Annotated in this window: 21 protein-coding genes and 1 riboswitch; of the genes, 10 read left to right on the top strand and 11 right to left on the bottom strand. The window is 58.5% G+C overall.

Translation table 11 applies throughout. The annotated features are described in order from the left end of the window. The first annotated feature begins 457 nt into the window (after positions 1–457). From GXM22_RS09595 to GXM22_RS09605, 3 genes are all read left to right on the top strand, one after another. Positions 458–1378 (top strand): AAA family ATPase, encoded by a 921-nt coding sequence (locus tag GXM22_RS09595; RefSeq protein WP_035393769.1) that lies wholly within the window; start codon positions 458–460, stop codon positions 1376–1378. Continuing rightward, positions 1378–3132: a vWA domain-containing protein gene (locus tag GXM22_RS09600; RefSeq protein ID WP_005931955.1), complete on the top strand. Its 1755-nt coding sequence runs from the start codon at positions 1378–1380 to the stop codon at positions 3130–3132. The genes GXM22_RS09595 and GXM22_RS09600 overlap by 1 nt, the downstream gene beginning before the upstream one ends. A 209-nt stretch (positions 3133–3341) precedes the next feature. Next, entirely contained in the window at positions 3342–4079 is a 738-nt protein-coding gene (locus GXM22_RS09605) for a hypothetical protein (RefSeq protein WP_005931962.1), read from the top strand. 50 nt (positions 4080–4129) lie between these two features. On the opposite strand, the gene GXM22_RS09610 is transcribed toward GXM22_RS09605, so the two are convergent. The 3 genes from GXM22_RS09610 to GXM22_RS09620 are packed head-to-tail and all read right to left on the bottom strand — an operon-like array spanning position 4130 to position 6173. After that, the gene (locus GXM22_RS09610) at positions 4130–4975 is read right to left on the bottom strand and encodes a bifunctional 5,10-methylenetetrahydrofolate dehydrogenase/5,10-methenyltetrahydrofolate cyclohydrolase (RefSeq protein WP_005931966.1); all 846 of its coding nucleotides are present in this window, start codon (positions 4973–4975) and stop codon (positions 4130–4132) included. A gap of 12 nt (positions 4976–4987) precedes the next feature. Beyond that, positions 4988–5602, bottom strand: coding sequence for a cyclodeaminase/cyclohydrolase family protein (locus GXM22_RS09615; RefSeq protein ID WP_097770577.1), 615 nt, complete (start codon positions 5600–5602; stop codon positions 4988–4990). Beyond that, positions 5586–6173: a 5-formyltetrahydrofolate cyclo-ligase gene (locus GXM22_RS09620; protein ID WP_035393772.1), complete on the bottom strand. Its 588-nt coding sequence runs from the start codon at positions 6171–6173 to the stop codon at positions 5586–5588. The genes GXM22_RS09615 and GXM22_RS09620 overlap by 17 nt, the downstream gene beginning before the upstream one ends. Positions 6174–6306: 133 nt before the next feature. Between GXM22_RS09620 and GXM22_RS09625 the strand changes: the two genes are divergently transcribed. Together GXM22_RS09625 and GXM22_RS09630 are read left to right on the top strand one after the other, a co-directional pair. Next, positions 6307–6903, top strand: a complete 597-nt coding sequence (locus tag GXM22_RS09625; RefSeq protein ID WP_035393775.1) for a histidine phosphatase family protein — start codon at positions 6307–6309, stop codon at positions 6901–6903. Continuing rightward, the gene (locus GXM22_RS09630) at positions 6900–7415 is read left to right on the top strand and encodes a cob(I)yrinic acid a,c-diamide adenosyltransferase (RefSeq protein WP_005931981.1); all 516 of its coding nucleotides are present in this window, start codon (positions 6900–6902) and stop codon (positions 7413–7415) included. The genes GXM22_RS09625 and GXM22_RS09630 overlap by 4 nt, the downstream gene beginning before the upstream one ends. Before the next feature lie 50 nt (positions 7416–7465). Here the strand turns inward: GXM22_RS09630 and GXM22_RS15355 are convergent, their stop codons facing one another. The 3 genes from GXM22_RS15355 to GXM22_RS09640 form a co-directional block, all read right to left on the bottom strand. Continuing rightward, entirely contained in the window at positions 7466–7600 is a 135-nt protein-coding gene (locus tag GXM22_RS15355; protein ID WP_278319979.1) for a hypothetical protein, read from the bottom strand. Then, positions 7552–8793 carry an MATE family efflux transporter gene (locus tag GXM22_RS09635; RefSeq protein ID WP_005931983.1) on the bottom strand — a complete coding sequence of 414 codons (1242 nt, stop codon included), beginning with the start codon at positions 8791–8793 and terminating at the stop codon, positions 7552–7554. The genes GXM22_RS15355 and GXM22_RS09635 overlap by 49 nt, the downstream gene beginning before the upstream one ends. Positions 8794–9018: 225 nt before the next feature. After that, the gene (locus GXM22_RS09640) at positions 9019–9963 is read right to left on the bottom strand and encodes an MraY family glycosyltransferase (RefSeq protein ID WP_005931988.1); all 945 of its coding nucleotides are present in this window, start codon (positions 9961–9963) and stop codon (positions 9019–9021) included. 227 nt (positions 9964–10190) lie between these two features. On the opposite strand from GXM22_RS09640, the gene GXM22_RS09645 reads away from it, so the two are divergent. Together GXM22_RS09645 and GXM22_RS09650 are read left to right on the top strand one after the other, a co-directional pair. Next, positions 10191–11597: an MATE family efflux transporter gene (locus GXM22_RS09645; RefSeq protein ID WP_097773714.1), complete on the top strand. Its 1407-nt coding sequence runs from the start codon at positions 10191–10193 to the stop codon at positions 11595–11597. 24 nt (positions 11598–11621) lie between these two features. Beyond that, positions 11622–14414, top strand: a complete 2793-nt coding sequence (locus GXM22_RS09650; RefSeq protein WP_097773713.1) for a DNA methyltransferase — start codon at positions 11622–11624, stop codon at positions 14412–14414. A 59-nt stretch (positions 14415–14473) separates the two neighbouring features. On the opposite strand, the gene GXM22_RS09655 is transcribed toward GXM22_RS09650, so the two are convergent. Beyond that, the gene (locus GXM22_RS09655; RefSeq protein ID WP_005932003.1) at positions 14474–15073 is read right to left on the bottom strand and encodes an ECF transporter S component; all 600 of its coding nucleotides are present in this window, start codon (positions 15071–15073) and stop codon (positions 14474–14476) included. A gap of 141 nt (positions 15074–15214) precedes the next feature. Continuing rightward, positions 15215–15334: riboswitch (FMN riboswitch) on the bottom strand. 126 nt (positions 15335–15460) lie between these two features. On the opposite strand from GXM22_RS09655, the gene GXM22_RS09660 reads away from it, so the two are divergent. Next, on the top strand, positions 15461–16543 hold the full coding sequence (locus GXM22_RS09660) for a mechanosensitive ion channel family protein (RefSeq protein ID WP_005932005.1): 1083 nt from the start codon (positions 15461–15463) through the stop codon (positions 16541–16543). A 59-nt stretch (positions 16544–16602) separates the two neighbouring features. Here the strand turns inward: GXM22_RS09660 and GXM22_RS09665 are convergent, their stop codons facing one another. Beyond that, positions 16603–18246: an ABC transporter ATP-binding protein gene (locus GXM22_RS09665; RefSeq protein ID WP_099357310.1), complete on the bottom strand. Its 1644-nt coding sequence runs from the start codon at positions 18244–18246 to the stop codon at positions 16603–16605. Continuing rightward, on the bottom strand, positions 18243–19982 hold the full coding sequence (locus GXM22_RS09670) for an ABC transporter ATP-binding protein (protein ID WP_035393776.1): 1740 nt from the start codon (positions 19980–19982) through the stop codon (positions 18243–18245). The genes GXM22_RS09665 and GXM22_RS09670 overlap by 4 nt, the downstream gene beginning before the upstream one ends. A gap of 83 nt (positions 19983–20065) precedes the next feature. Here GXM22_RS09670 and GXM22_RS09675 point away from each other — a divergent pair, with 83 nt between their 5' ends. Next, positions 20066–20257 (top strand): hypothetical protein, encoded by a 192-nt coding sequence (locus GXM22_RS09675; protein WP_227622094.1) that lies wholly within the window; start codon positions 20066–20068, stop codon positions 20255–20257. A 62-nt stretch (positions 20258–20319) separates the two neighbouring features. Here GXM22_RS09675 and GXM22_RS09680 read toward each other — a convergent pair whose 3' ends face one another. After that, positions 20320–21090: a TraX family protein gene (locus GXM22_RS09680; RefSeq protein WP_035393778.1), complete on the bottom strand. Its 771-nt coding sequence runs from the start codon at positions 21088–21090 to the stop codon at positions 20320–20322. Positions 21091–21413: 323 nt separating this feature from the next. Between GXM22_RS09680 and GXM22_RS09685 the strand changes: the two genes are divergently transcribed. Beyond that, positions 21414–21560 carry a hypothetical protein gene (locus GXM22_RS09685; RefSeq protein ID WP_005932015.1) on the top strand — a complete coding sequence of 49 codons (147 nt, stop codon included), beginning with the start codon at positions 21414–21416 and terminating at the stop codon, positions 21558–21560. 57 nt (positions 21561–21617) lie between these two features. Here GXM22_RS09685 and GXM22_RS09690 read toward each other — a convergent pair whose 3' ends face one another. Further along, on the bottom strand, positions 21618–22256 hold the full coding sequence (locus GXM22_RS09690) for a hypothetical protein (protein WP_005932019.1): 639 nt from the start codon (positions 22254–22256) through the stop codon (positions 21618–21620). Positions 22257–22306: the final 50 nt, after the last annotated feature.

A 22306-nucleotide genomic window follows, 5' to 3' on the forward strand; every position in this document is an offset into this window, starting at 1 on the left:
TCCTCTCTTTCAAATCAATCTATACTTACCGTCTGCACCAAACCAAGTACACCGGCACCAGAACCAGACCGTGGTTCCTCCGACAGGAACGGGCAGGGGCACGAGTTCCGCATTCCCTCCGGAATTGTTCCCATATATAGGTTATACGATAAATATTCGGATTTGTCAATCGAATTTCCGGATTTTTTACCATTCTGAGCCAAAAGTGGATACCCACAACGCGGAACACCTGCCATTTCGACAGCTTTCCACAAAATATCCGCTACCGCACGATCCCTGGGCACGAAAAACTCCTTCGTCTGCACGGCAGCGCACAGATCCGTTCCACCCTGCGGCATTTCCCGGGCAAAAATCCGGCAAAAAATGCCCCCGCGCCCCCTACACAAACCGGAGCGGTTGTGCTATGATAAGGCTGAAAAATCGGTTTGGGAAAGCCAACCGCAAGGAGATGTCTTGGATGTCTGATCTGATGGAAACATTACGGCAGGAGGGCATCAGCCCCGACCTGCTGCGCGCTGTGGAAGATTACCGCGCCGCCCACGCTCTGCCCGAGGCCCTGCGCCCCCGCATCCCGGCTTCCGGCTTTACCTATTATGGCCGGGAGGTCTGGGAGCAGGCACTGGCGGCCCTGCTCTGCGGCGAAAACCTGCTGCTGGCCGGCGGCAAGGCCACCGGCAAAAATGTGCTGGCCGAGAATCTGGCCGCCGCCTTTGGCCGCCCCGCATGGGACATCTCGTTCCATGTGAACATGGATGCAGCCTCCCTCATCGGCATGGACACCTTTGTGGATGGGGCGGTCACCTTCCGGCCCGGGCCGGTCTACCGCTGTGCCCAGTGCGGCGGCTTCGGCGTGCTGGACGAGATCAACATGGCCAAAAACGAGGCCCTGGCCGTCCTCCACGCCGTGCTGGACTTCCGCCGCGCCATTGATGTGCCCGGTTACGAGCGCATCCCGCTGGCCGAAGAGACCCGCTTCATCGCCACCATGAACTATGGCTACGCGGGCACCCGGGAGCTGAACGAGGCCCTGACTTCCCGCTTTGCAGTCATCCAGATGCCCACCATCACGGAGGAAAACCTTGAAAAGCTGCTGCGGGCCCAGTTTGCCGACCTGACGGACAAATATGTGCACCAGTTTGCTCTGCTCTTCCTCGACCTGCAAAAGAAATGCGACAGCGCCGAAATTTCCACCAAAGCGCTGGATCTGCGCGGAATGCTGGACGCTCTGCGCCTGATGCGCCGGGGCGTGGCCGCGGGGCCTGCGCTGGACATGGGCATCACCAACAAGGCCTTTGATTCCTACGAGCAGGGGCTGATCCGGGACGTGATCGCCGCCCGCATCCCGGCCAGCCTGACGGCTGAAAAGCTGTTCCGCTGATGGATGCCCGGAGTTATACCGCCGAGGAGCGGCGGGCCGCCAATCAGGTGTGGGCGGCGGCGGGAGCCTACGGCTTTGAGCCGCTTTTCCTGGCACACAACACCGACGGCACGATCGATTTTTATATGAACTGTGTCGTGGGGCTGGTGCACAAATACTATGGCGACGACCTGCTCCGCGACCTTTTTGCCACATGGGACGGCGATCTCCGGGAGAGCCAGCTGGACGATCTGACATGGCTCTACCTCGAAAGTGCGGTCTATCTGCTGGAACTGCCCCGCCGCCCGGTCCTTTCCGAGCTGCGCCGGGCCCACGCGGACTATTTCTTCGGCATCCAGTACAAGCTTTCGCGGCAGGAGTGGATGGCAAAAAATCAGCTGGTCTACACCATGCAGGCTGACCGCTGGCGCACCGTACAGGGCAGGCATCCGCCTGTGATGACCCCCTATGAAAGCCGGCTGGCAGAGGCACTTTCTCCCTCCCAACCGCCCCAGCCCGGCCAGCTCAAGGGTGAGCTGCTGGGCCTGTTTGCAAGGTTTGCCCTGTTTGACGGCAAGATCCGGCACAAAGTTGGGCTTCATCTGCATCTGGAGGGGCTGCTGGCCTCTCTTGCCACCAAAACGCTGCCCACCCAGATGATCAAGACCGACCGGCTGACCGTGGAGCACTCCGGTTCTGTGGAAGCGGGCGGCTCCGGCCCCACGGCAGACAAGCGGCTGGCCCACATCACCCTGCGGCAGAATGCCGCCGAGGACCGCGCCTACATTGAAAGCTGCTTTGGCCGTTCCCTCTATCCGCCCGAGCGTCTGCGCAAGGCCGAGCAGGCGCTCTGCACCGGGGCGCACCTCGGGTGCCGCCTCTGGTTTGCCTCCGGCGTGCCCAGCCCGGAACAGGCCCCCACACCAGAGGCAAAGCACCTGGCCGAGCAGGCTCAGCTGCAGGCCGACCGCAACCGCGCCTACTACGCCAAAAACCGGGCGCTTCACCGCAGTGTGGTGCTCCGGCTCACCGAGCAGATCCGCAACTGCATTCTGGTCCACCAGCAGCCCAATGCCCGGATCGCCCGCAGCGGCGCTCTGGACCCGGAGCGGGTCTGGCGCGCTCCCCTTCTGAACGACAGCCGGGTGTTCCGCTGTGCCGAGGAGGAGAATCAGCCCTCCTTCACCGTGGACCTGCTGCTGGACGCGTCGGCTTCCCGGCTCCACTGTCAGGAGGTCATTGCGGCGCAGGGCACGATCCTGGCCCAGAGCCTTACCGCCTGCGGCATCCCGGTGCGGGTCAGCAGCTTCTGCAGCCTGCGGGGCTATACGGTTCTGCGGGTGCTCAAGGGCTTTGCGGACAAAAGCCTGCAGGGGATCGACCAGTATTTTGCATCGGGCTGGAACCGCGACGGCCTTGCCCTGCGGGCGGCAGGTGATCTGGTCAGCTTTGACCCCGGCCCCGCGCCCCGGCATCTGCTCATCCTGCTGACAGATGCTTCCCCCAACGACAGCCGCCGCGTACCGCCCAGCCCGGAACAACCGCTGGGTTGTGATTACGGCGGCTCCTACGGCGTAGACGATGCCGCCGCCGAGGTGCGCACCCTGCGGCGCAAGGGTCTGCGTGTTTCTGCCGTGTTCATGGGCGAGGACAGCTCCAGCCACGATGCAGAACGCATCTACGGCAAAAATCTCGCCCGCATCCGGGGCATGGATCAGCTGGCACGCGCCGCTGGGCGGCTCATCCAGAATGAGATCCGGGAGCTGGGCGATTGAATCCTGCCACCACAAAAAGGCTTCTCCCGTCGGAGAAGCCTTTTTCATTTACAACCAATCCGTTTGTTCGCATCCCCGAATTTCCAAAATATTTTGGTTTTTGTCAAACTTATAGTTGTATTTTGTTGTCATATATGTTATAATGCAGGCAGAGAACAACCGATGGATGGTTTCCGACACATCATCCAAAACCAGAGAGGAGACCCGCTATGGATGCCAGCCGCTATTTTGAAGAGATGCACCGTGCCATGTCCGCACAGAAAAACAATTCTTCCCTGCTCCTGACCGTCAAGGTACAGGACCTGGGCGGCGCTGATGCCTATCTGGAGCTGCGGCAGTCTCCCAATGGCCGCGCCCGGGTGTTTTACTCCACCATGGGCCGCCGCAACCTGAACTTCCAGCTGTTCCGCAAGGGCTGGCAGCTCTGCCACAACGCATCCGGCGAGATGACAGGGCAATTCCCCACCCGGGCCGAAAACCTGTTGGACAGCGCGGACTTTTCCGCCTGCATCCGAGATGACACCCTGGACACGGGCCGTACTGAGATCATTCTGCGGGAGCTGCGCCGCGCGGCAGGCACCTCCCGCTCCTGCCTGCCTCAATCTGCCCGGGAAGGTGCCATGATCACCGTGGAGAGCTTTGTGGGCCGGGGCGGCGAGTGGAACTACTGGTCTACCCGTGCCGCCGACTGCCTGCCCATTGCGGCCATTCTCTGCTGGCTGGGCGATTTTCTGGCCGGAACGGAGCGCCGCACCCTGCAATCCAGTCCTGAGGCCATGGCACTGGCCGCCCGATGGCAGGCCGAACTCGCCTCCCCCTTTGCACAACCGGCTGACTGCGTCCAGCGTCCTGCCCGCACGGTTTCGCCTTCCGCGCCCCGCCGTGCCGCGCAGCAGGTGCAGAACCCCCGCTGGCAGAGCATCCTTGCCGTGCTTGCAACCGTATGAAAACAACAGGCGGTGCCGAAAATTTCTGGCACCGCCTGTTGTTTTCTGTTTTACTGTGCGGATGCGGCATCCACCACATGGCCCACCAGCACAGAGGTGGTCACTGTGCCCACACCGCCAGGCACCGGGGTAACAGCCTCCACGATGGGTTCTGCCTCATCAAAGCGCACATCGCCGCAGAGCTTGCCCTCTTCGTTGACGTGGATGCCCACATCCACTACGACCTGACCTTCCCGCAGGCAATCGGCCCCGATGGCTCCCCGCCTGCCCATGGCGACCACCAGCACATCGGCCTCCCGGCAGAGGGCGGGCAGGTCCTGGGTGCGGGAATTGCAGAGGGTCACGGTGGCGTTTTCCCGGTCCAGCATCATGGCAGCGGGCTTGCCCACCACCAGGCTGCGGCCCACGACCACGGCCCGTTTGCCGGATAGCGGCACGTTGTAGTATTTCAGGATCTCAAGGCAGGCCTGCGCCGTGCAGGGCGGATAGCCGATGGGCATATTAGTGAACACACCGGCCATCGAGCCGTCCGTGATGCCGTCCACGTCCTTTTCCGGGGCAAGCGCCTCCTGGACCCTGCGGTCATCGAACCGCTTTGGCAGGGGCCGGAAGATCAGGCACCCGTGAACCGATGCATCCCCATTGATCTGCCGGATCACATCCAGCAGTTCCTCCTGCGTAACATCTTCCGCCAGATGGAACTGCCGCACCTCCACGCCAACCTTACCGCACCGGGTGACGATCCCCTTTTCATAAGAAATGTCATCCTCCCGCGCGCCGACCCGCACCACAGCCAGCGTGGGCACGATGCCCTTTTCCTTCAGCGCGGCACAGCGCGCGGCGTTTGCTTCGTTCATGGCGGCCACCACGGGCGCACCCTTCAAGATCTGAGCCATTTTCTTCTCCCCTCACTCATTTGATACAGTCTGATAGACCCTGTCAGCCTGCGGCACAAACTCGGCCAGCAGCTGTTCCGCTCTGGCCTCCAGCGCATCCGCATGGGCCTTGTCTGCCATCAGGCGGGTGTTGACCTTCACGTTCAGCCCCGCCGCCTGCATGGCTGCCTTGCAGAACAGCGCCGCGCATCCGGCATCGGAACGGGCCAGCACGCTGCCCTTTTCGGCGTACTCTGCGGCCAGTGCGATGCCCTCACCGCAGGCAGTCATCACCTCCAGCGGCACGGCGCAGGCTCTGTCCAGTGCCTTTTCCAGCACCGCGGCCTTGTGGGCCTGCTGTTCCGGGGTCTCTTTCGGCAGCTTGTAGGCCGCCGCCACGGGCAAAAAGGCCTCCGCGTCGGCCTGCACCAGCGCTTCCAGCTGCTTGCGCAGGGCCTCGGCCCGGACATTCAGGGCAATGATGTCCGCTTCCACGGCAGCATATTTCTTTTTACCCACGGTCAGGCTGCCCACCATGCTGCCCAGCGCCACACCGGCCGCGCCCACCAGCGCCGAAGCGCCGCCGCCGCCCGGAGCCGCCGCCTTGCTGGCCAGCTCCTCCAGAAAGCCTTCACAGCTCAAATTCATCAGTTCCACGGTATACTTTCCTCTCTGTTACAAATCCATCCAGCCGCCAGTCCTGTTCCTCTGCAGCCGCTTCCGGCACCCGCTGGGCCTCAAAGGCCACGCCCAGCGCCACGGCGTTCCGGCACCTGGGCAGATAGCGGTCATAGTAGCCCTTGCCCATGCCCACCCGGCGGCAGGCCGCATCAAAGGCAGTGCAGGGCACCAGCACCAGATCAAGCACCTCCGGCCGGATGAGCGCCGCCCGTTCCAGAACCGGTGTGCGGATGCCGTAAGCCCCCACCTCCCAGCCGTCCGGCCCCGGTACGGCGGCGGTCAGGGTAAAGTTTTCCCCACAGACCGGATAGGCCACCGTTTTGCCCAGCCGGGCCGCCTGCTCTGCCAGCACAGCAAGATCCACCTCCCCGCCAAAAGCGGCGTAGAGCAGCAGGTTCTCTGCCTTTTGGAAGCAGGGCATAGCCAGAAGGCGGGCACAGATGGCTGCATTGGCCGCCGCTCTCTCTGCCTGCGGCAGACCCCTGCGGGCCAGGATGCCCGCCCGGCGCTGCGCTGCTTTCCGGTCCCGGATCTCCATTGACACTTCTCTCCCCTGAAATTTCATACCCACTTAATATATCTGAAATGCGGAAGAATTGCAAGAGCATGGCTGGAAAATAACTGCAAAATAGGCTATAATGGTGCAGAACAAACCAAAAAGGAGAACGATTATGCTCATTTATCTGCTGCGTCACGGCCAGACGGAGTACAACGCGCAAAAACGATATCAGGGTCAGCGGGACATCCCCCTTTCCGCCGCGGGCATCGCCCAGCTGCGGCAGGCAGATTTTGCACCGGAGGTGGTCTATGTCACCCCGCTGCAGCGCACCGCCCAGACGGCGCGGGTGTTCTTTCCCGGGGCAAAGCTCATTCCGGTGGACGGGCTGAAGGAGATGAACTTCGGCCGGTTCGAGGGCCAGACCTTCGTACAGGTGGAGCAGGACCCGGAATATCTGGCATGGGTGCAGGAAAACGAGCACGCTGCCCACCCGGACGGGGAACGCAGGAGCGATTTCTGCAACAGGGTGTGCAAAACGCTGGCTGACCTCATTGACAAGGCCCTTGCCGAAGGGCAGGAACGGCTGGTCATCGTGGCCCATGGCGGCACACAAATGGCTGCACTGGAGCGGTTTGGCGTGCCCCGCCGCAGCTTTCACGATTGGTGCGGCCCCAACGCGGGCGGCTATGTGCTGGATGCCCGGGACTGGCCGGAGCAGCACATCCTGCATCTGGTGGAGACCGTGCAGTACACCAAGGAGAACGGATGATGGAACAGGGCCTGCTGCATCTTTACTGGGGCGACGGCAAGGGGAAGACCACCGCCGCCATGGGCCTTGCCCTCCGCGCACTGGGCAGCGGCAAACGGGTTGTCATCATGCAGTTCCTCAAGGGCGGGCAGAGCGGCGAGATCCCTCTGCTGGCCCAGCTGGGGGCAAAAATTTTCCGGGGCAAGGGCGGGCAGAAGTTCGTGTTCCAGATGAACGAAGCGGAAAAGGCCGCTGCCCGGGCCGTGCAGAACGAAAACCTGACCGCCGCACTGGCCGAGCCTGCCGACCTGCTTATTTTAGATGAAGCCGGTTCAGCCTGGGAGCTGGACATGGTGGACAAAGACCTGCTCCGGCGGGCCGTTCTGGAGCGTCCCGCCGCGCAGGAATGCGTGCTGACCGCCCACAAGGCCCCGCAGTGGATGCTGGATGCCGCCGACTACTCCACCGAGATGAAATGCCGCCGCCACCCCTACCAGAAGGGCATCAAGGCGCGCAAAGGCATCGAATACTAAAAATGCCCGGAGAACCGCAGCTTTCAGCGGCCCTCCGGGCTTTTTTGTGTTTACTGTTTTGCAATGATATCGCGGTTGGCCGCCAGCAGGCCAAGGGCCAGCGCAGCGCTCAGGATGTCGGCCACAGCCTGAGCCATCAGCACGCCCTGATACTGGAACAGGTGTACGCAGACCACCAGTGCCAACAGAAACACCACGCCTGACGGCTGATGGAGAGCAGGAAGGACGGCATGATTTTACCAGTTGCCTGGAACAGCACCGTGAGCAGGAGCGCCACGCCGCCAAAGGCTGCGGTGTAGACCTGCCAGCGGAGCATCTGCGCACCAGTGGCGATCATCCCGGCATCCTGCACGAAGAGCTGCATCAGCGCACCGGAATTCAGGCAGAGGATGAGGGACAGCACCACGGCGATGGAGACAAGGAAGGTCAGACAGAAGCGGATGAGCTTGCGCATCACGTCCCGCTTTTTTGCGCCGTACAGGTAACCGAACAGTGGGATGCCGCCGAACGAGAAGCCCACCAGCACCAGCTGGGCGATCATGCTCACCTTGCTGGCAATGCCCATGGCGGCAATTTTATCGTTGCCATAGGGCAAGAGAAACTGGTTCATCACAATGACAGTCAGGCTCTGCATCAGGTTGCTCAGCGCGGCAGTAACACCCACGCCCAAAACCTGCTGCAGCTCCTTACCCGTGACGTGGCACTGGGACAGCTTGACAGACAGGCAGCGGCTCTTTTTGTGGAGCAGCCACAGGAAGTACAGGTCGCTGCACAGGTAGCCCACAATGGTGGCAATGGCCGCGCCCCCTGCGCCCCAGCCCACTGTGGTGATGAGGATGGGATCGAGGATGATATTGATGACCGTGCCGCCGATGCTGCCGATCATGGACTGGGTTGCCATGCCCTCACAGCGAATGAGGTTGGAATGGATAAAGTTCAGCACCGTGGCCGGGGCACCAATGGCCAGCACGGTGTAATAGGCCTGTGCGTGCGGCATCGTCTCAACAGTCGCACCCAGAATGCCCAGCAGCGGGACGCGGAACAGCATCATCAGGACTGCCAACACCACGCCCGTGATCAGGGCCACATAGAAGCAGAACGAGCTGACCCGGCCGGTGCCCTCACGGTCGTCCTGTCCCAGCAGGCGGGAAATGAGTGAGCTGCCGCCCTGGCCGTAGATGTTGCCGAAGGCCATGAGGGCCGTGAACACCGGCGCACAGAGCGAAACACCCGCAATCAGCGCCGTATCGTTGGACTGCGCAATGAAAAAGGTATCGGCAAGGTTATACACCACGCTCACCATCAGGCCGAACACCGAGGGCAGCGCCATCTTGAAATAGGTGCGGTACAGATGATCGAGATCAAAAATAGAATCCATTGGTTTTTCCTCCACTTTCGTCCCTATTATAAGGGTTTTGCTTGCATTTGTTTGTGACACATGGCACAATGAAACAAAAGAAATGAGGTGAACTCATGCAGGAAATTCGTGACCCAGCCTGTCTGGAAACGCTGTACCGGAAGCTGGAACTTTCCTCCCGGACCAGAACAGCAAAACGCCCGCGCAGGAGCTTTCCTGTGCGGGCGCTGCATCTCTTTTTGTGTTTTACCGCACCAACAGCAGCAGCCAGGCGGATGCCACAGCCTGCAGGATGAGCCAGCGGGCCACGACCTGCTCATCGCTCCAGCCCAGACGCTTGCGCACATGGTCGTGCAGCGGGGTCAGGGTGTTCTTGAGGATGGAGATGTGCAAAAACCGCTTGAAGCTGATCTTCAGGATGCCCAGGCTGCCGTCCACGATGAACACCAGCGCGGCCAGCAGGAAGGCGAAGGGGTGGCTGCTCTTGAGGGCCAGAACGGCCAGGAAGAAGCCCATGGCGCGGCTGCCCGCGTCACCCATCAGCAGGGTGGAAGGCTTGGCGTTCTGCCACAGGTAGGCCAGCAGGGCACCAATGAACACGATGCCTGCGGTGGCGTAATCCCCCAGTTCCTCCCAGTAGGCCAGCAGGAAGGTGCCGATGCTGACCACGGCAAGGCTGGCGGAAAGGCCGTCCACGCCATCGGTGCAGTTGACCACGTTGATGCTGGCCCAGATCAGGACGATGATGAGGATGAGGTAGACGGCATAGGGCAGGCTGAAGCTCCAGCTCAGGAAGTTGACCTCCGTGCCGTTGAAGTTCAGGTAGGTCACGCCCGCCACAACGGCGATGACCAGATCGATCAGGCCCTTTTTGTACTCGTTCCATGCAGTCTCGGCGGCATCGTCAAAATAGCCGGAGAGCATGGACGCAATGAGCAGGACGGTGTAGATGACATACTCTGCCTTAAAAGGCACCACGGCCAGCGTGACCAGTGCAATGCAGAGCACAAAGATGAGGCCGGAGCCCCGGGCCTTGCCCTTGGAGAGTTCGCCGTTCACGGCAAACGCGCGGCCATGGTCGTGGGGGAGCTTATCGTGGAACACCGAGTCCATCAGCGCGGTCAGCGCAAATGCAAGCAGAAAGCCCAGCGCATCCACGGTGCGCGGGTTGCCAGAAAGCAGTTGAAGCATAGTTTTTTTCCTCTTTCCCGGAGCGGCAGAGGCCGTTCCTGTTCTTTCACGGCTGGATACAAATGAAGTGTATCACGCCCGGGCCAAAAAATCAATCTCCGGGGCAATGGCTACCCCGGGGGTAGATGGGTTGACATTTTTCGCCCCCCTGTCTATAATGGGAAGACAAACGCCCTTTCGAGGGTATTTTTTTGTCTCACAGGAAAATCGGAGAAAAAGGAGAAGACATGAAACTTTCACTTGAACAGCTTTCGGCCCGGATGCGGCAGGGTGAGACCATCCCCTCCCGCCAGACGGCCCAGGTGGCTCTGGCGCTGAGCATCCCCTCCATTCTGGAGCAGCTGGTGGTCACTGCCATGGGATACATCGATGCTGCCATGGTGGGCCACATCGGTGCAGAAGCTACTGCTTCCATCGGCATCGTCAGCTCCAGCACCTGGCTGCTCCACGGTGTTCTGGTGGGCCTGTACACTGCCCTCTCCATCCAGATCGCCCAGTATCTGGGGGCCGACCGGCAGGATGATGCCCGCAGCGTGCTGCGGCAGGCCATGCTTTTCAATGTGATCCTGGGCGTGGGTGCTGCCCTCTTCGGCCTGGGCATCAGCCCCTTTCTGCCGGGGTGGCTGGGAGCTGACCCCTCCCTGCGGGCAAACGCCACAGCCTACTTTGCCATCTGGTCAACGGCGCTGCCCTTCACCATGGCCATGGGCATGTACACCTCCATCCTCCGGGCGGCAGGCTACGCCCTGACCGCCAGCCTCATCAGCGTGTTGGTCTGTGTGCTGGATGCCATCTTCAACTTCTTCCTCATCAACCCCACCCGGACGCTGCGGGGCATCACCGTCTGGGGTGCCGGGCTGGGTGTGCCCGGCGCAGCCCTGGGCACCGCCCTGGCCACCGTGGTGGGCGGCCTGTTGGCTTTGGCCATCCTGCTGCTGCGGGAAGGCCCCCTCTGCATCCGGAAGCCTGCCCCCTGGAAGATCACCCGCTCCTGCCTGCGGAACCTGCTGTGGGTCGGCGGTCCTCTGGCGGGAGAACGTGCCGCCATCTCTCTGGCGCAGGTGGTGGTGGTGCGCATCGTAGCCGGCCTGGGTACCGTGGCCATTGCCGCCAACAGCCTGGCTGTCAATGCCGAGGGCTTGTGCTACATGGCGGGCTACGGCATCCAGAGCGCAGCCGTCACCCTCATCGGCCAGGCCGTGGGTGCCAACCGGAAGGATATGGCCAAGCGTTTTGCCTGGCTGTGTACCGGCCTTGGCATGGGGGTCATGGCCCTTTCCGGCGTTGGCCTGTGGATCTTTGCCCCCACCCTGATGAGCCTTTTCACCACCGATGCGGCTGTCATCGCTCTGGGTGCTCAGGTTTTGCGCATCGAAGCCTGGGCCGAGCCCATGTTCGGTGCCTCCATCGTGGCCAGCGGTGCCATGCAGGGTGCGGGCGACAGCACCTCCTGTTTTGTGCTGAACATATTCAGCATGTGGTGCATCCGGCTGACGCTGGCGTTCCTGCTGGCTCCCCGGCTGGGCCTGATGGGCGTTTGGGGTGCCATGTGCTGCGAATTAAGCATCCGGGGCCTGCTGTTCCTCATCCGCCTTGCCCGGGGCAAGTGGCTGGAAAAGGGCGCGCTGTCTTAATACACAAAACAGGGAGATTACATTATGACAAATGCAGAAAAGCGTGAAGCGGCACGGCAATTGATTCAAAAGTGGCATAATAAAGGCAGAGAAGACGAGGACGACCGCTCCTATTGGCTGGATATCTTGCAGCGCTTACTGGGTTGTGCTGATGCAACCGACAGAATTGAGTTTCAGAAAAAAGTAATCGTTAACGGAAACACAAAAAGAATCGATGCCTATATCCCTGAAACAAAAATCATTATTGAACAGAAGTCAGAAGGCATTCCTCTGGACAAGAAGATCTCGCAGTCCGGTGGAACCGAACTCACTCCTTACGAACAGGCCAAACGCTACAATGATAATCTGCCAACTTCTGAGAAAGCAAAGTGGATCATCACTTCCAATTTTCAGGAACTGTGGATTTACGATATGGATACCCGCGTTCCTGAAAATAATGTTGTAAAAATACATATCGATGATCTTCACCACAATTCTTCGCTTCTGGACTTTCTGCTGGAGAAAAAGGTTATCCAAGTCTCTAAAGAAGTAGATTTGTCACAAGAAGCGGGCAAACTCGTTGGCAAAATCTATGATGCATTTTTGAAGCAGTACCATGACCCAGAAAGCAAAAAAGCCCTCGAAAGCCTGAATGTTCTTTGCGTCCGGCTGGTATTCTGCCTTTACTCTGAGGATGCCGGTCTGTTTGAGCAAAAAGATTCCTTTAGCGGATACATTGCTCAATACGAGCCAAAAGACCTGCGTCCGGCTCTGTTGTCACTGTTTAAGGTTTTGGATACTCCCTATCCTGACCGACCCGACCTATATCTTTCGGAAGAGCTGGAAGCATTCCCCTATGTCAACGGCGGCCTATTTGCCAACGAGGATATTATCATTCCAAAAATCACACAGGAAATCAAAGACGCTCTTGCGGAAGCCGGGCATTTTAATTGGCGGGATATTTCGCCTACCATTTTCGGCGCTGTTTTTGAAAGCACGTTGAATCCGGTTACCAGACGGAAAGGCGGGATGCACTACACCTCGATTGAGAATATCCACAAGGTAATCGACCCGCTGTTTTTGGATGATTTGAAAAACGAATTCGCAGAGATTCTGACAATTGGTGTACAGAAGCAAAAGAAAAAGAAGCTGGAAGAGTTTCAGAACAAATTAGCCGGACTGACCTTTTTAGACCCAGCCTGTGGCTCTGGCAACTTCTTGACAGAAACCTATATTTCGCTCCGCCGTCTGGAAAATGACATTTTAAGGGAACTGCAAAACGGACAGGTCATCTTTGGTGATACCAATTGGAATCCCATTAAAGTCTCCATCTCCCAGTTTTACGGCATCGAAATCAACGATTTTGCCGGTGATGTTGCAAAAACCGCTCTTTGGATTGCAGAAAGCCAGATGATGAAGGAAACTGAAGATGTTGTCTTAATGCATCTTGATTTCCTTCCATTAAAAAGCAATGTAAATATCCATATCGGGAATGCCTTGCAGATGGATTGGGCTTCCATCATCTCCCCCTCCAAATTATCGTATATCATGGGAAACCCACCGTTTGTTGGGCAATCTGTCCGAACAAAAGATCAAGCTCACGATATGAACGATATCTGGGGACAGGGTGAAATAGAAACCAAACTTGATTATGTGATCTGCTGGTACAAAAAAGCGCTAGATTATATCAATACATCCAGCACGAATATCGAAATTGCATTTGTCTCCACGAATTCTATTTGTCAGGGCGAATCCGTTCCAACATTTTGGAAGAAAATGATTGATTCTGGTGCTGAAATTCACTTCGCATATCGTTCTTTTGTATGGGACAGTGAGGCAAATGAAAAAGCGGCAGTTCATTGTGTCATCATCGGTTTCTCCAACTTTAGCCGCTCTCATACAAAATTCATTTACACTGAAGAAACAAAAACAAAGGCAGAACATATAAACCCCTATCTATTAGATGCTCCTGACATTTGGATTACAAACAGAATTAATAAACCTCAAAATGGTTTACCCAAAATGACCACCGGTAGTCCTCCGACAGATGATGGTGCTCTAACACTTAGCATAACAGAGAAAGAAGAACTTGAGAAACAATATCCCGTATTGGCAAAATACATCAAGCCTTTTATAGGTGCAAAAGAATTCTTACATGATAATGTAAATAGCTATTCCAGATATTGCTTATGGTTTAAGGATGGTAATGTCTCTGATTATGTAAATATAAAAGAAATCACAGAACGCCTTGAAAAAGTCCGTGCTTTGCGAAAAAGCAGTAATGCAGATCGGATACAGAAAATGGCCGATTATCCTTACCTTTTCTGCCAAATTCGGCAACCGTTATCAACCTATCTTGTGTTTCCGAGACATTCTTCACAGAATAGGCGGTATATCCCGATTGGTTTTATGCCTTCTAGTGTAATTGCCGGAGACGCTTGCAGTATTATTCCAAATGTCACAATCTATGAATTCGGAGTTCTGACATCTAATGTTCATAATGCGTGGATGCGTGTTACTTGTGGTAGGATAAAAAGCGATTTCAGGTATTCCCCCGCAGTTTATAATAATTTTCCTTGGCCTACTCCCACCTTAGAACAAAAAGCCAAAATAGAACAAACTGCACAGGCCATTCTTAACGCACGAGCAATGTATCCAAACAATTGTCTTGCAGATTTGTATAATCCTCTGGCCATGCCTGAACCGCTGTTAAAAGCCCATATCGCAAACGACAGAGCCGTCATGCAGGCCTATGGTTTATCAGTCAAGGACACCTCTGAAGCCGATTGTGTAGCGTTCCTGATGAAACGCTATCAGGAGTTGACACAAACGAAGTAATCTCTCAAATAGCAAAAAAGAAAGGACGCTCTCGCGTCCTTTCTTTTTTGTTCTGTCACTCACTTCCGGCCATGCAGGATAGGAGAGAGCGGCTTATAGATCAACATGCAGATCAGGGCATCCAGCAGGCCCTTGACCAGAGTGAAGGGCATATTGAAGATGATCAGGCACTTGATAAGGCTGTTTGCAGAGGGCAGGATCGCCTGATACATGCCCAGGATGGCTTCCAGCGGCATGTGGTAGAACTTGACGTAGGCCGGGTAGGTGATGAAGTAGTTGGACGGCACACTGAACAGGGCCATGGCCACGGCACCGGCCACGGCACCGATGATGGCGTTCTTGCGGCTCTTGTGGTGCTTGTAGAGGTAACCGGCCAGTGCGGAGAACACCGCACCCAGCATGAAGTTGCACAGCTCACCCACCAGTGCGGTAGAGGTGCCCTTGATGACCACATGGAGCAGGTTCTTCATAAAGCTGATGATCACACCGTACACCGGGCCAAGGGCAAAGGCACCCAGCAGAGCGGGCAGGTCGGAGAAGTCCATCTTGACGAAGGACGGGATGAGCATCGGGAGCGGGAACTCGATGAACATCAGGATAAAGGCCACCGCACTGAGCATGGCGGCAACGGTCAGGTTGCGGGTCGTGTTTTTCTTCATGGTAATATCCTCCCGGGGCGTTCTGGCCCCAAATCAAAGATTGGAAAGCCCCTTTCGCGTGGTTCGGAACCGGGAAGACAATCAAAAACGCGCCCTGCCGCAGCAAACACTGCAACAGGGCGCGTAGACAAATCGTATTGCCTGCCGTTTCTTGCATCCGGACTATACCGTTGGCCCCGGAGTCTCACCGGGTCAACACCCTTGCGGGTGGTCGCGGGCTGTACCGCCAGTGGGGAATCTCACCCCGCCCTGAAACGAACTTTCTGGCCAAAAGTATAACGCGGCTGCTCCGCCTTGTCAACCCCTTTTTTATTTGCCCTGCACGGGCCGGATATGGTATACTGTGGGACAGGATGTTACAATTTCTGATACAAGGAGCTTTTTGCCATGATTTTTACCGTTCGTGACCTCGGGTTCGAGATCGGGCCTTTTTTGCTGGAGGGCTGGTGGGCGCTGGCTGCCCGGGCTGTCTGCGCCGCTGTCATCGTTTTTGCGGGGCTTCTGGTCGGCTGGCTGCTGCGCCGGAAGATCTTTCCCGCTCTGCAGGCCCGCAGCTGGCACTTTGCCGCCACGCCCATCCTCCTGCGCAGCTTACAGAGCCCTTTGGCGCGGATGGCCTTTTACAGCGGCCTGTACCTGGCCTTGACCAGCCTGCCGTGGGCCATTCCGGGCCTGACAAAGTTTCTGTTCACGGCCTATAAGATCGCAACGACCCTCCTGTTCTGCCAGGGCCTGTACAACGCTTCTGAGGTAGCCGACCTGCTGCTGGCTTCCTGCAGCCCGGAGATCCGGAGCAACAAGACCCTGCGCTCCCTGCTGGACACCACCTACAAGGTGCTGGTCATCATTCTGGGTGTTGCCACCTGCGCGCAGATCGTCGGCTTCCCCATCGGCAGCATCGTAGCCGGTGCCGGTCTTGTAGGCCTGACCATCTCGCTGGCCGCGCAGGAAAGCGCCAGCAACCTGTTCAGCGGCATCGTCATCCTGCTGGACAAACCCTTTTCCATCGGTGACTGGATCACCGTGGGCAATGTGGAGGGCGAGGTCATCGACATCAATTTCCGCTCCACCCGCATCCGCTCCATGGACCACAGCGTGGTCATTATCACCAACAGCCAGATCTGCGCCTCCACTGTCCAGAACACAGCCCTGCGCACCATGCGGCCCTATAAGTTCACGCTGGGTGTCACCTACGGCACCACCCGTGCCCAGCTGGAGAAGCTGATGGCTGACCTGCAAGCCATGCTGGACAACAGCCCTTACACCAACAAGGGCACCAACATCGTCCGGCTGACCAGCTTTGGCGATTCCAGCATCAACATCCTCATCTCGGCCTACCTGACCACCAACGTCTATGCCACCTTCCTGCAGCAGCAGAATGATCTGAACCTGAACATCATGGACGTGATGCAGGCAGACGGCGTGGACTTCGCCTTCCCCTCCACCAGTGTCTACATCGAAAAGAATTGAGCATACCACAACGCCCCCTGTGTGCCTGCTGCGGCGCACAGGGGGCGTTTTTTCATATGTTATTCCCGGCTCCTGATCTCGATCGTTCTGCTGCCAAGATCCTCATAGACGCGATGGGAGACAGAGAGCACCGTGCGGCCCGTGGAGGCACGGCGCAGAGCCGCCAGCACGCGGGCCTCCGTTTCGGCATCCAGATTAGCGGTGATCTCATCCAGCAGCAGCACGGCGGGATCTGCAGCGGCGGCACGGGCAATGGACAGCAGCTGCCACTCGCCCTGTGAGAAGATGCCCTCGGTGCAGACTGTGTCATAGCCCTCCGGCAGAGCCCGGATGGCAGCATCGATCCCGGCCAGTGCAGCGGCATCCTTTGCCATTTCCCCGGTGATCTGCGGGTCTCCCAGCGTGATCTGTTCCAGCACGGTGCCCGGCACGCGGGAGAAATGCTGTTCCACACAGCCGATGCAGGTGCGGCGCTCCCGGTCGGTGATGTCCCCCACCTTCACGCCGCCGATGGTCACCGTACCGGCCTCCGGCTGATACAGGCCCAGCAGGAGCTTGAACACGGTGCTCTTGCCCGCACCGGTGCGGCCCACCAGCGTGACCTGCTCCCCCTGTTTCACGGTCATGGAAAAATCCTTCAGAACGTGCCGCTCCCCATAGCCGAAGGTGACGTGCGCAAATTCCACATCGCCCCGGGCAGCCTCCCTGCGCGCGGGCGGGATCGTGCGCTCCGGCTGGTCGAGAAAGGCATCGATGCGCCTGACACCCGCCATGGCCGACTGGATGGTCTGGATCTCCATGCCCAGGCTTTCGATGGGGGCGAAGATGCGGGAGATGTAGTTGATGACGGCCACCGAGGTGCCCACCGACATGCCGAACAGGGTCAGGAGCTGCGCGTTCCCCGAAGCGGACAGCAGCATCACGATGCCGACCACAACGGCATTCAACAGCAGCACCACCGGCGAATAGACGGCATCATAAAAATTGGTGCGCTCCATGGCGGCATAGCTGTCACCGATGCACCGGTCATACCGGCGTTCCATGTAATCTTCCAGACCCAGCGCCCGGATGGTGCGGATGTTGTGCAGGGTCTCGGGCACCTGCCCGGAAACTGCGGCGACCGCGCGGCGGTTGTCCAACTGCGCGGCCAGCATCCGCTTCTGGACGTAACGGGTGAACACGGCAAACAGCGGCAGCACCAGCAGCAGGATCAGCGCAAGGCCGGTGTTTTTTACCGCAATGACCCCCATGATGGAGACGATGCGGCAGGCATCTGCCGCCATGCTGATGATGCCAGAAGTGAACAGGGCTTCCACTGTGTCCACATCGCCCGAAAAGCGGGCGGCCACCTCGCCGGGGTTCTGCTCTGCCAGTGTGCCAGCGGGCAGACGGCTCAGCTTCCGGGACATCTCCGAGCGCAGGGCATGGGTCATCCTCTGGCCAAAGAGCACCAGCAGACTTTCCTGCGCCGAGGTGAGCACACCTTCCAGTGCAAGGCTGCCGAAGTAGAGCAGCACGGCCAGAAAGGACAGCGGGAGGCCCGCGGTCAGACGGTCGATGACCCGGGCCAGCAGCAGGGGCGGCAACAGGGATACCGCCACCGAAGCCGCCACGCACAGCACCGTGCCCACCGTGAGAAGGCGGTGCGAAGCCGCTGCCATCCGGACGGCAGCAAACACGCCGTGATCATTTTTCTTTTTCATGCGCCCTCTCCCCCTTTCAGGCCGGTCTGGCTTTCATACAGCTGGCGGTAGACCGGAACCGCTGCCATCAGCTCCTCGTGGGTGCCAACGGTGGTTCTGCCGCCCTCCATAAAAATGATCTGCTGCATCTGCGGAAAATGGTACAGCCGGTGGGAGATCAGGAACACCACCTTATCCCTGGCATACGCCTGCAGCTCGGCAAAGATCGCATCCTCGGTGCTGCGGTCCAGTGCCGAGAAGGGGTCATCCAGCACCAGCACCGGGCGGGGATGGGCCAGCGTCCGGGCCAATGCCAGACGCTGTGCCTGCCCTCCGGAAAGGCGGGTGCCGCCGCTGCCGATGACCGTCTCCGTGCCCTTTTCCATGGCCAGCACTTCCTCCTTCAGGGCCGCGGCGGCAAGCCACGGCATGACATCCTGTTCGCTGCCGCAGAGGACATTATTCTGCACGGTGTCGGCACTCAGTTCCGGGTCATGGCCCAGATACCCGACCGTGGCGGCGATCTGGCGCGGGGTCAGGGAGGAAAACTCCCTGCCGCCAAAGCAGACCGAGCCTTGATAGGGCGCTTCGCAGAGGAATACGCGGCCAAGGGTGGATTTTCCGCAGGCGACCGGGCCGGTGATGCCGATGATATCGCCGGGGTGGGCCGTCAGGCTCAGGCCGGAGAATACAGGCTCTTCCCCATAGGAGAAGGCGAGTTCTTTCAGCGTCACCTCCTGTGCCGCCGGGATCTGCAGGGCATCCAGCTGCTCGGGCGTTTTCATCAGGGGTCTGATGCGCTTCCAGGAGACCTCTGCCTTTTGCACCGCGTTGAAGAGCTTGGCCACCTTGGAGGATTTGACCACCAGCTTGGTGAAACAGGAGAGGAAGGTGGTGAAGGCGGCGATATCCCAGTGGTTCCAGCCAGTACCCAGCACATTCTTTGCGCCGAACCACAGGATGAAGAGGGTCCCTGCCTCGGATGCCGCCAGATAAAGCGGCGGCAGAGCGGACTGCCACACATTGTTCCGCACGGCAGTCTTTTCGTAAAGGCTCAGGGCCTCCTCGTATTTTTCCATCCGGGCCTCCTCGCAGCTGTAGATGCGGTAGGTCACGGCATTCCGGGCACGGTCCAGCGTGGCACTGCTCAGGGCACCGGCGGCCTTTTTATAGGCTGCACCGGCGCGCTGCACCGGCTTTTTCATCCCTGCCGCGCAGACATAGGACACGGGAGTAAAAAGCAGGCCCAGGATCGCCAGCCGCCAATCGTACACCAGCAGCATGACCGCATAGCCCGCCAGCGCCACACCGGTGTCGAACACCTCCGTGGTGAACTTGCGCATTCCCTCCACGCAGTCATCCACATCGGCGATGGCTTTGGTCATCAGCTCACCGGCCCCCTCTTTTTCCAGCGCTGCCCGGCTCTGCCGCACCAGATTGGCGTACAGGATGCCCTTCATCCGGCGGTTGATGTTGTTGGCGAAGCGGCGCACGTAAAAGCGTTTGATGAAGCGCGCCGCCTGCACCAGCAGTGTGACCGCAATGTAGGCCAGCACCAGCAGCGCCATTTGGGCTGCGGCCTCACTGCCACCCAGGATGTCCGCCAGGCACTGGGCCAACCGGCCCTCGAACCACGGCGCGGCCAGCAGACCGATGTTATAGACAAGGCCCGAAAGGGTCACAAGGAGCAGCGGGAGCCACTCCACCCTGAAATAGGAGAGGACCCGGTCCGGGCGGAACGATTTATCTTTTTTCATGGGGCATTTTACCTCCTGTGGGTGTTCCATTCAGTATACCACGGTACAAAAAGCATCTGGACAGCTTTGTTCAGAAAAAAGCCATGACAGCAGGAACAAAATGCAAGATCATTGCAATGGTCACCGCTGTCATGGCGATCGGTTTTCTTTGTATGAAAAATGCTCCCATCGGCAGGATCTGCATTGCAGTGGTGTGGGTCTGCCATCTTCTGTATTTCACCTTGCGGGTCAAGACCATCAAGCCCACAGAGCAGACTCAGGAAAGTGCAGAATAGATCCCACCCGGGATACCATTAGATTGCGGACACCCATAGCCCGCAGGGATACAGTTCCGTTCTTATCGGTTCACGAAATTCAGCGCCAGCACAAGCAGCAGCATGTGTACCGGGTAAAAGGCGTAGCAGGCATACTGGAACGGTTTGCTGTGGCAGCCCTGCCGCCCGCGATACAGCCAGATGGGCACCAGCGCCAGCAGCGCAAGCCCCTGCTGACACAGCTCAAACTCCATGCCGAACAGCCGGATGGGGTACATCAGCCCGCCCAGAAGCACCACATTGATCCAGTACAGGGTCAGCACCTGTCCCAGCAGGCACCACCATTTCCGGCCCCGGAAAATGTAAAAAGCGAACACGGTCAGCACACCGGCACCGTAGTAATCTGTCATGCCCAGCGTTCCCAGCAGCGCCCCTGCTGCTGCCACTGCGGCGCACACCGGCAGCGAGACCCAGAGCTTTTGCTTTTTGCGCACCGTTTCCATCAGATGCACCCCCAGAAGCCCCAGCAGCAGCGTCCAGATCACGTTCTGGTGCACCGGGTAGAACCATGTCCCGCCATACATCAGATCAAAGGGCACTTCCGAAAGCAGCGCAAACAACAGCAGCCTCAGGGCATAACGCTTCAGATTTCGGGTATGAAAGTAGCCTTCCACTGTCATAAATGCAAAGATAGGGAACGCCAGCCGCCCGGCACAGGTCAGCCAGTCCTGCGCCGGCAGAAGGGTCGCCCACAGGTGATCCATCAGCATCAGCGCCATGGCAATGATATGAAGTGCTGCTGCACTCAGGTCAATGCAATTTGCGGCAGTGGAACAAATCGGTTTGGTTGACATGATCATACCTCGTCTTTGTCTAAATTCAGTTGCTTTGTCTGGAATACGAACGACTCCCTCCAAGAATTGCAGCCCCGGCAGTTTTTTACCGCCGGGGCTGCAGCACTTCATCGTTTATCCCTCCGGTTTTGCACCGGCCATTTTGGATACGGCAAGCATCCAGGGCAGCTTCTGCCATTTGCTCTGCCTGCAAAATGGGGGATGCAGTGCACCCGCCCCGCAGGCGGAAAAATGCTCCCGCAGCAGTCTGCGGGGCAAATTCAGAAAGGGTGGCTTGCCTGCCTGCCCATGGAGACGTAAGCACGGTAGCAGGAATGTGAGGAATGGCAAAGGACGGTTTCGGCGAAGAAACGTCTGGCGGTGGCGGAAAAGCCGAACGCAAGATTTTTTCAATTATGCTGGCTCGTAAGGTGAACCGGACCGAAACTTCCTTGCGGAACTGTGCAGCGTTATCGTTCATCTGCACCTGAACCGGCAGCCGCGTCCCCGGCGCTTGCCGCACCCAAAATAGCCGGTGGAGCGTTTATTCAGGCATTGGTGCTTTCCAGATAGGTCTCAAATGCTTCGGCAAAGCTGGCGTTCACATCAAAGGGAACTGCATAGTCCACCCGGGAGGTCACAAGGCACAGGTCGATCCGGTTGGAGGTCTCGTCCGCCTGTCGGTTCAGCTTGCCCAGAGCAGCGTGGATGACCCTGCGGTCATAGTTGATGGTGGTCACCCGCTTCACATCACAGCGGTAGGCGATCTGGTTGCCCTCTGCATTGAAACGGTAGCCGGTACCGCCGCCGGAAAGCAGCTGCTCGGAGCTGCGCAGGTCATTCATTCGCTTGAAAGTGCGCGCCACGCTCTGCCGCGCAGCGTTCAAACTGACCTCGCTGTCCATATCCATGTCCAGCGCATCCTTTGCCTTGCGGATGGCAGCGAACAGGCGGCCCTTCTCCTCCAGCAGATAGAGCATGAACCGGGCAATATCGGTGATCTGCTGGGCATATTCAGTCTGGGGCAGGTCCAGGATCGTCTCGTCCTCAGCCTCTGCCATAACCTTGTGGCGCAGATAGGTGTTGGCCACATTCGTCACGTTGGAATCGCAGTCCAGAATACCCTGGGCCTCGTCCAAAAGGGCCTGCAGCTTGTTCTGATAGCGGAATGCTTCTTTCAGATTCATTGTGTCCACCTCGTTTTGTCTTGTTCACTGTGCGTTCCCGCCTGTTTTCC

The sequence above is a fragment of the Faecalibacterium duncaniae genome (assembly GCF_010509575.1).
Lineage (GTDB): Bacteria > Bacillota > Clostridia > Oscillospirales > Ruminococcaceae > Faecalibacterium > Faecalibacterium duncaniae.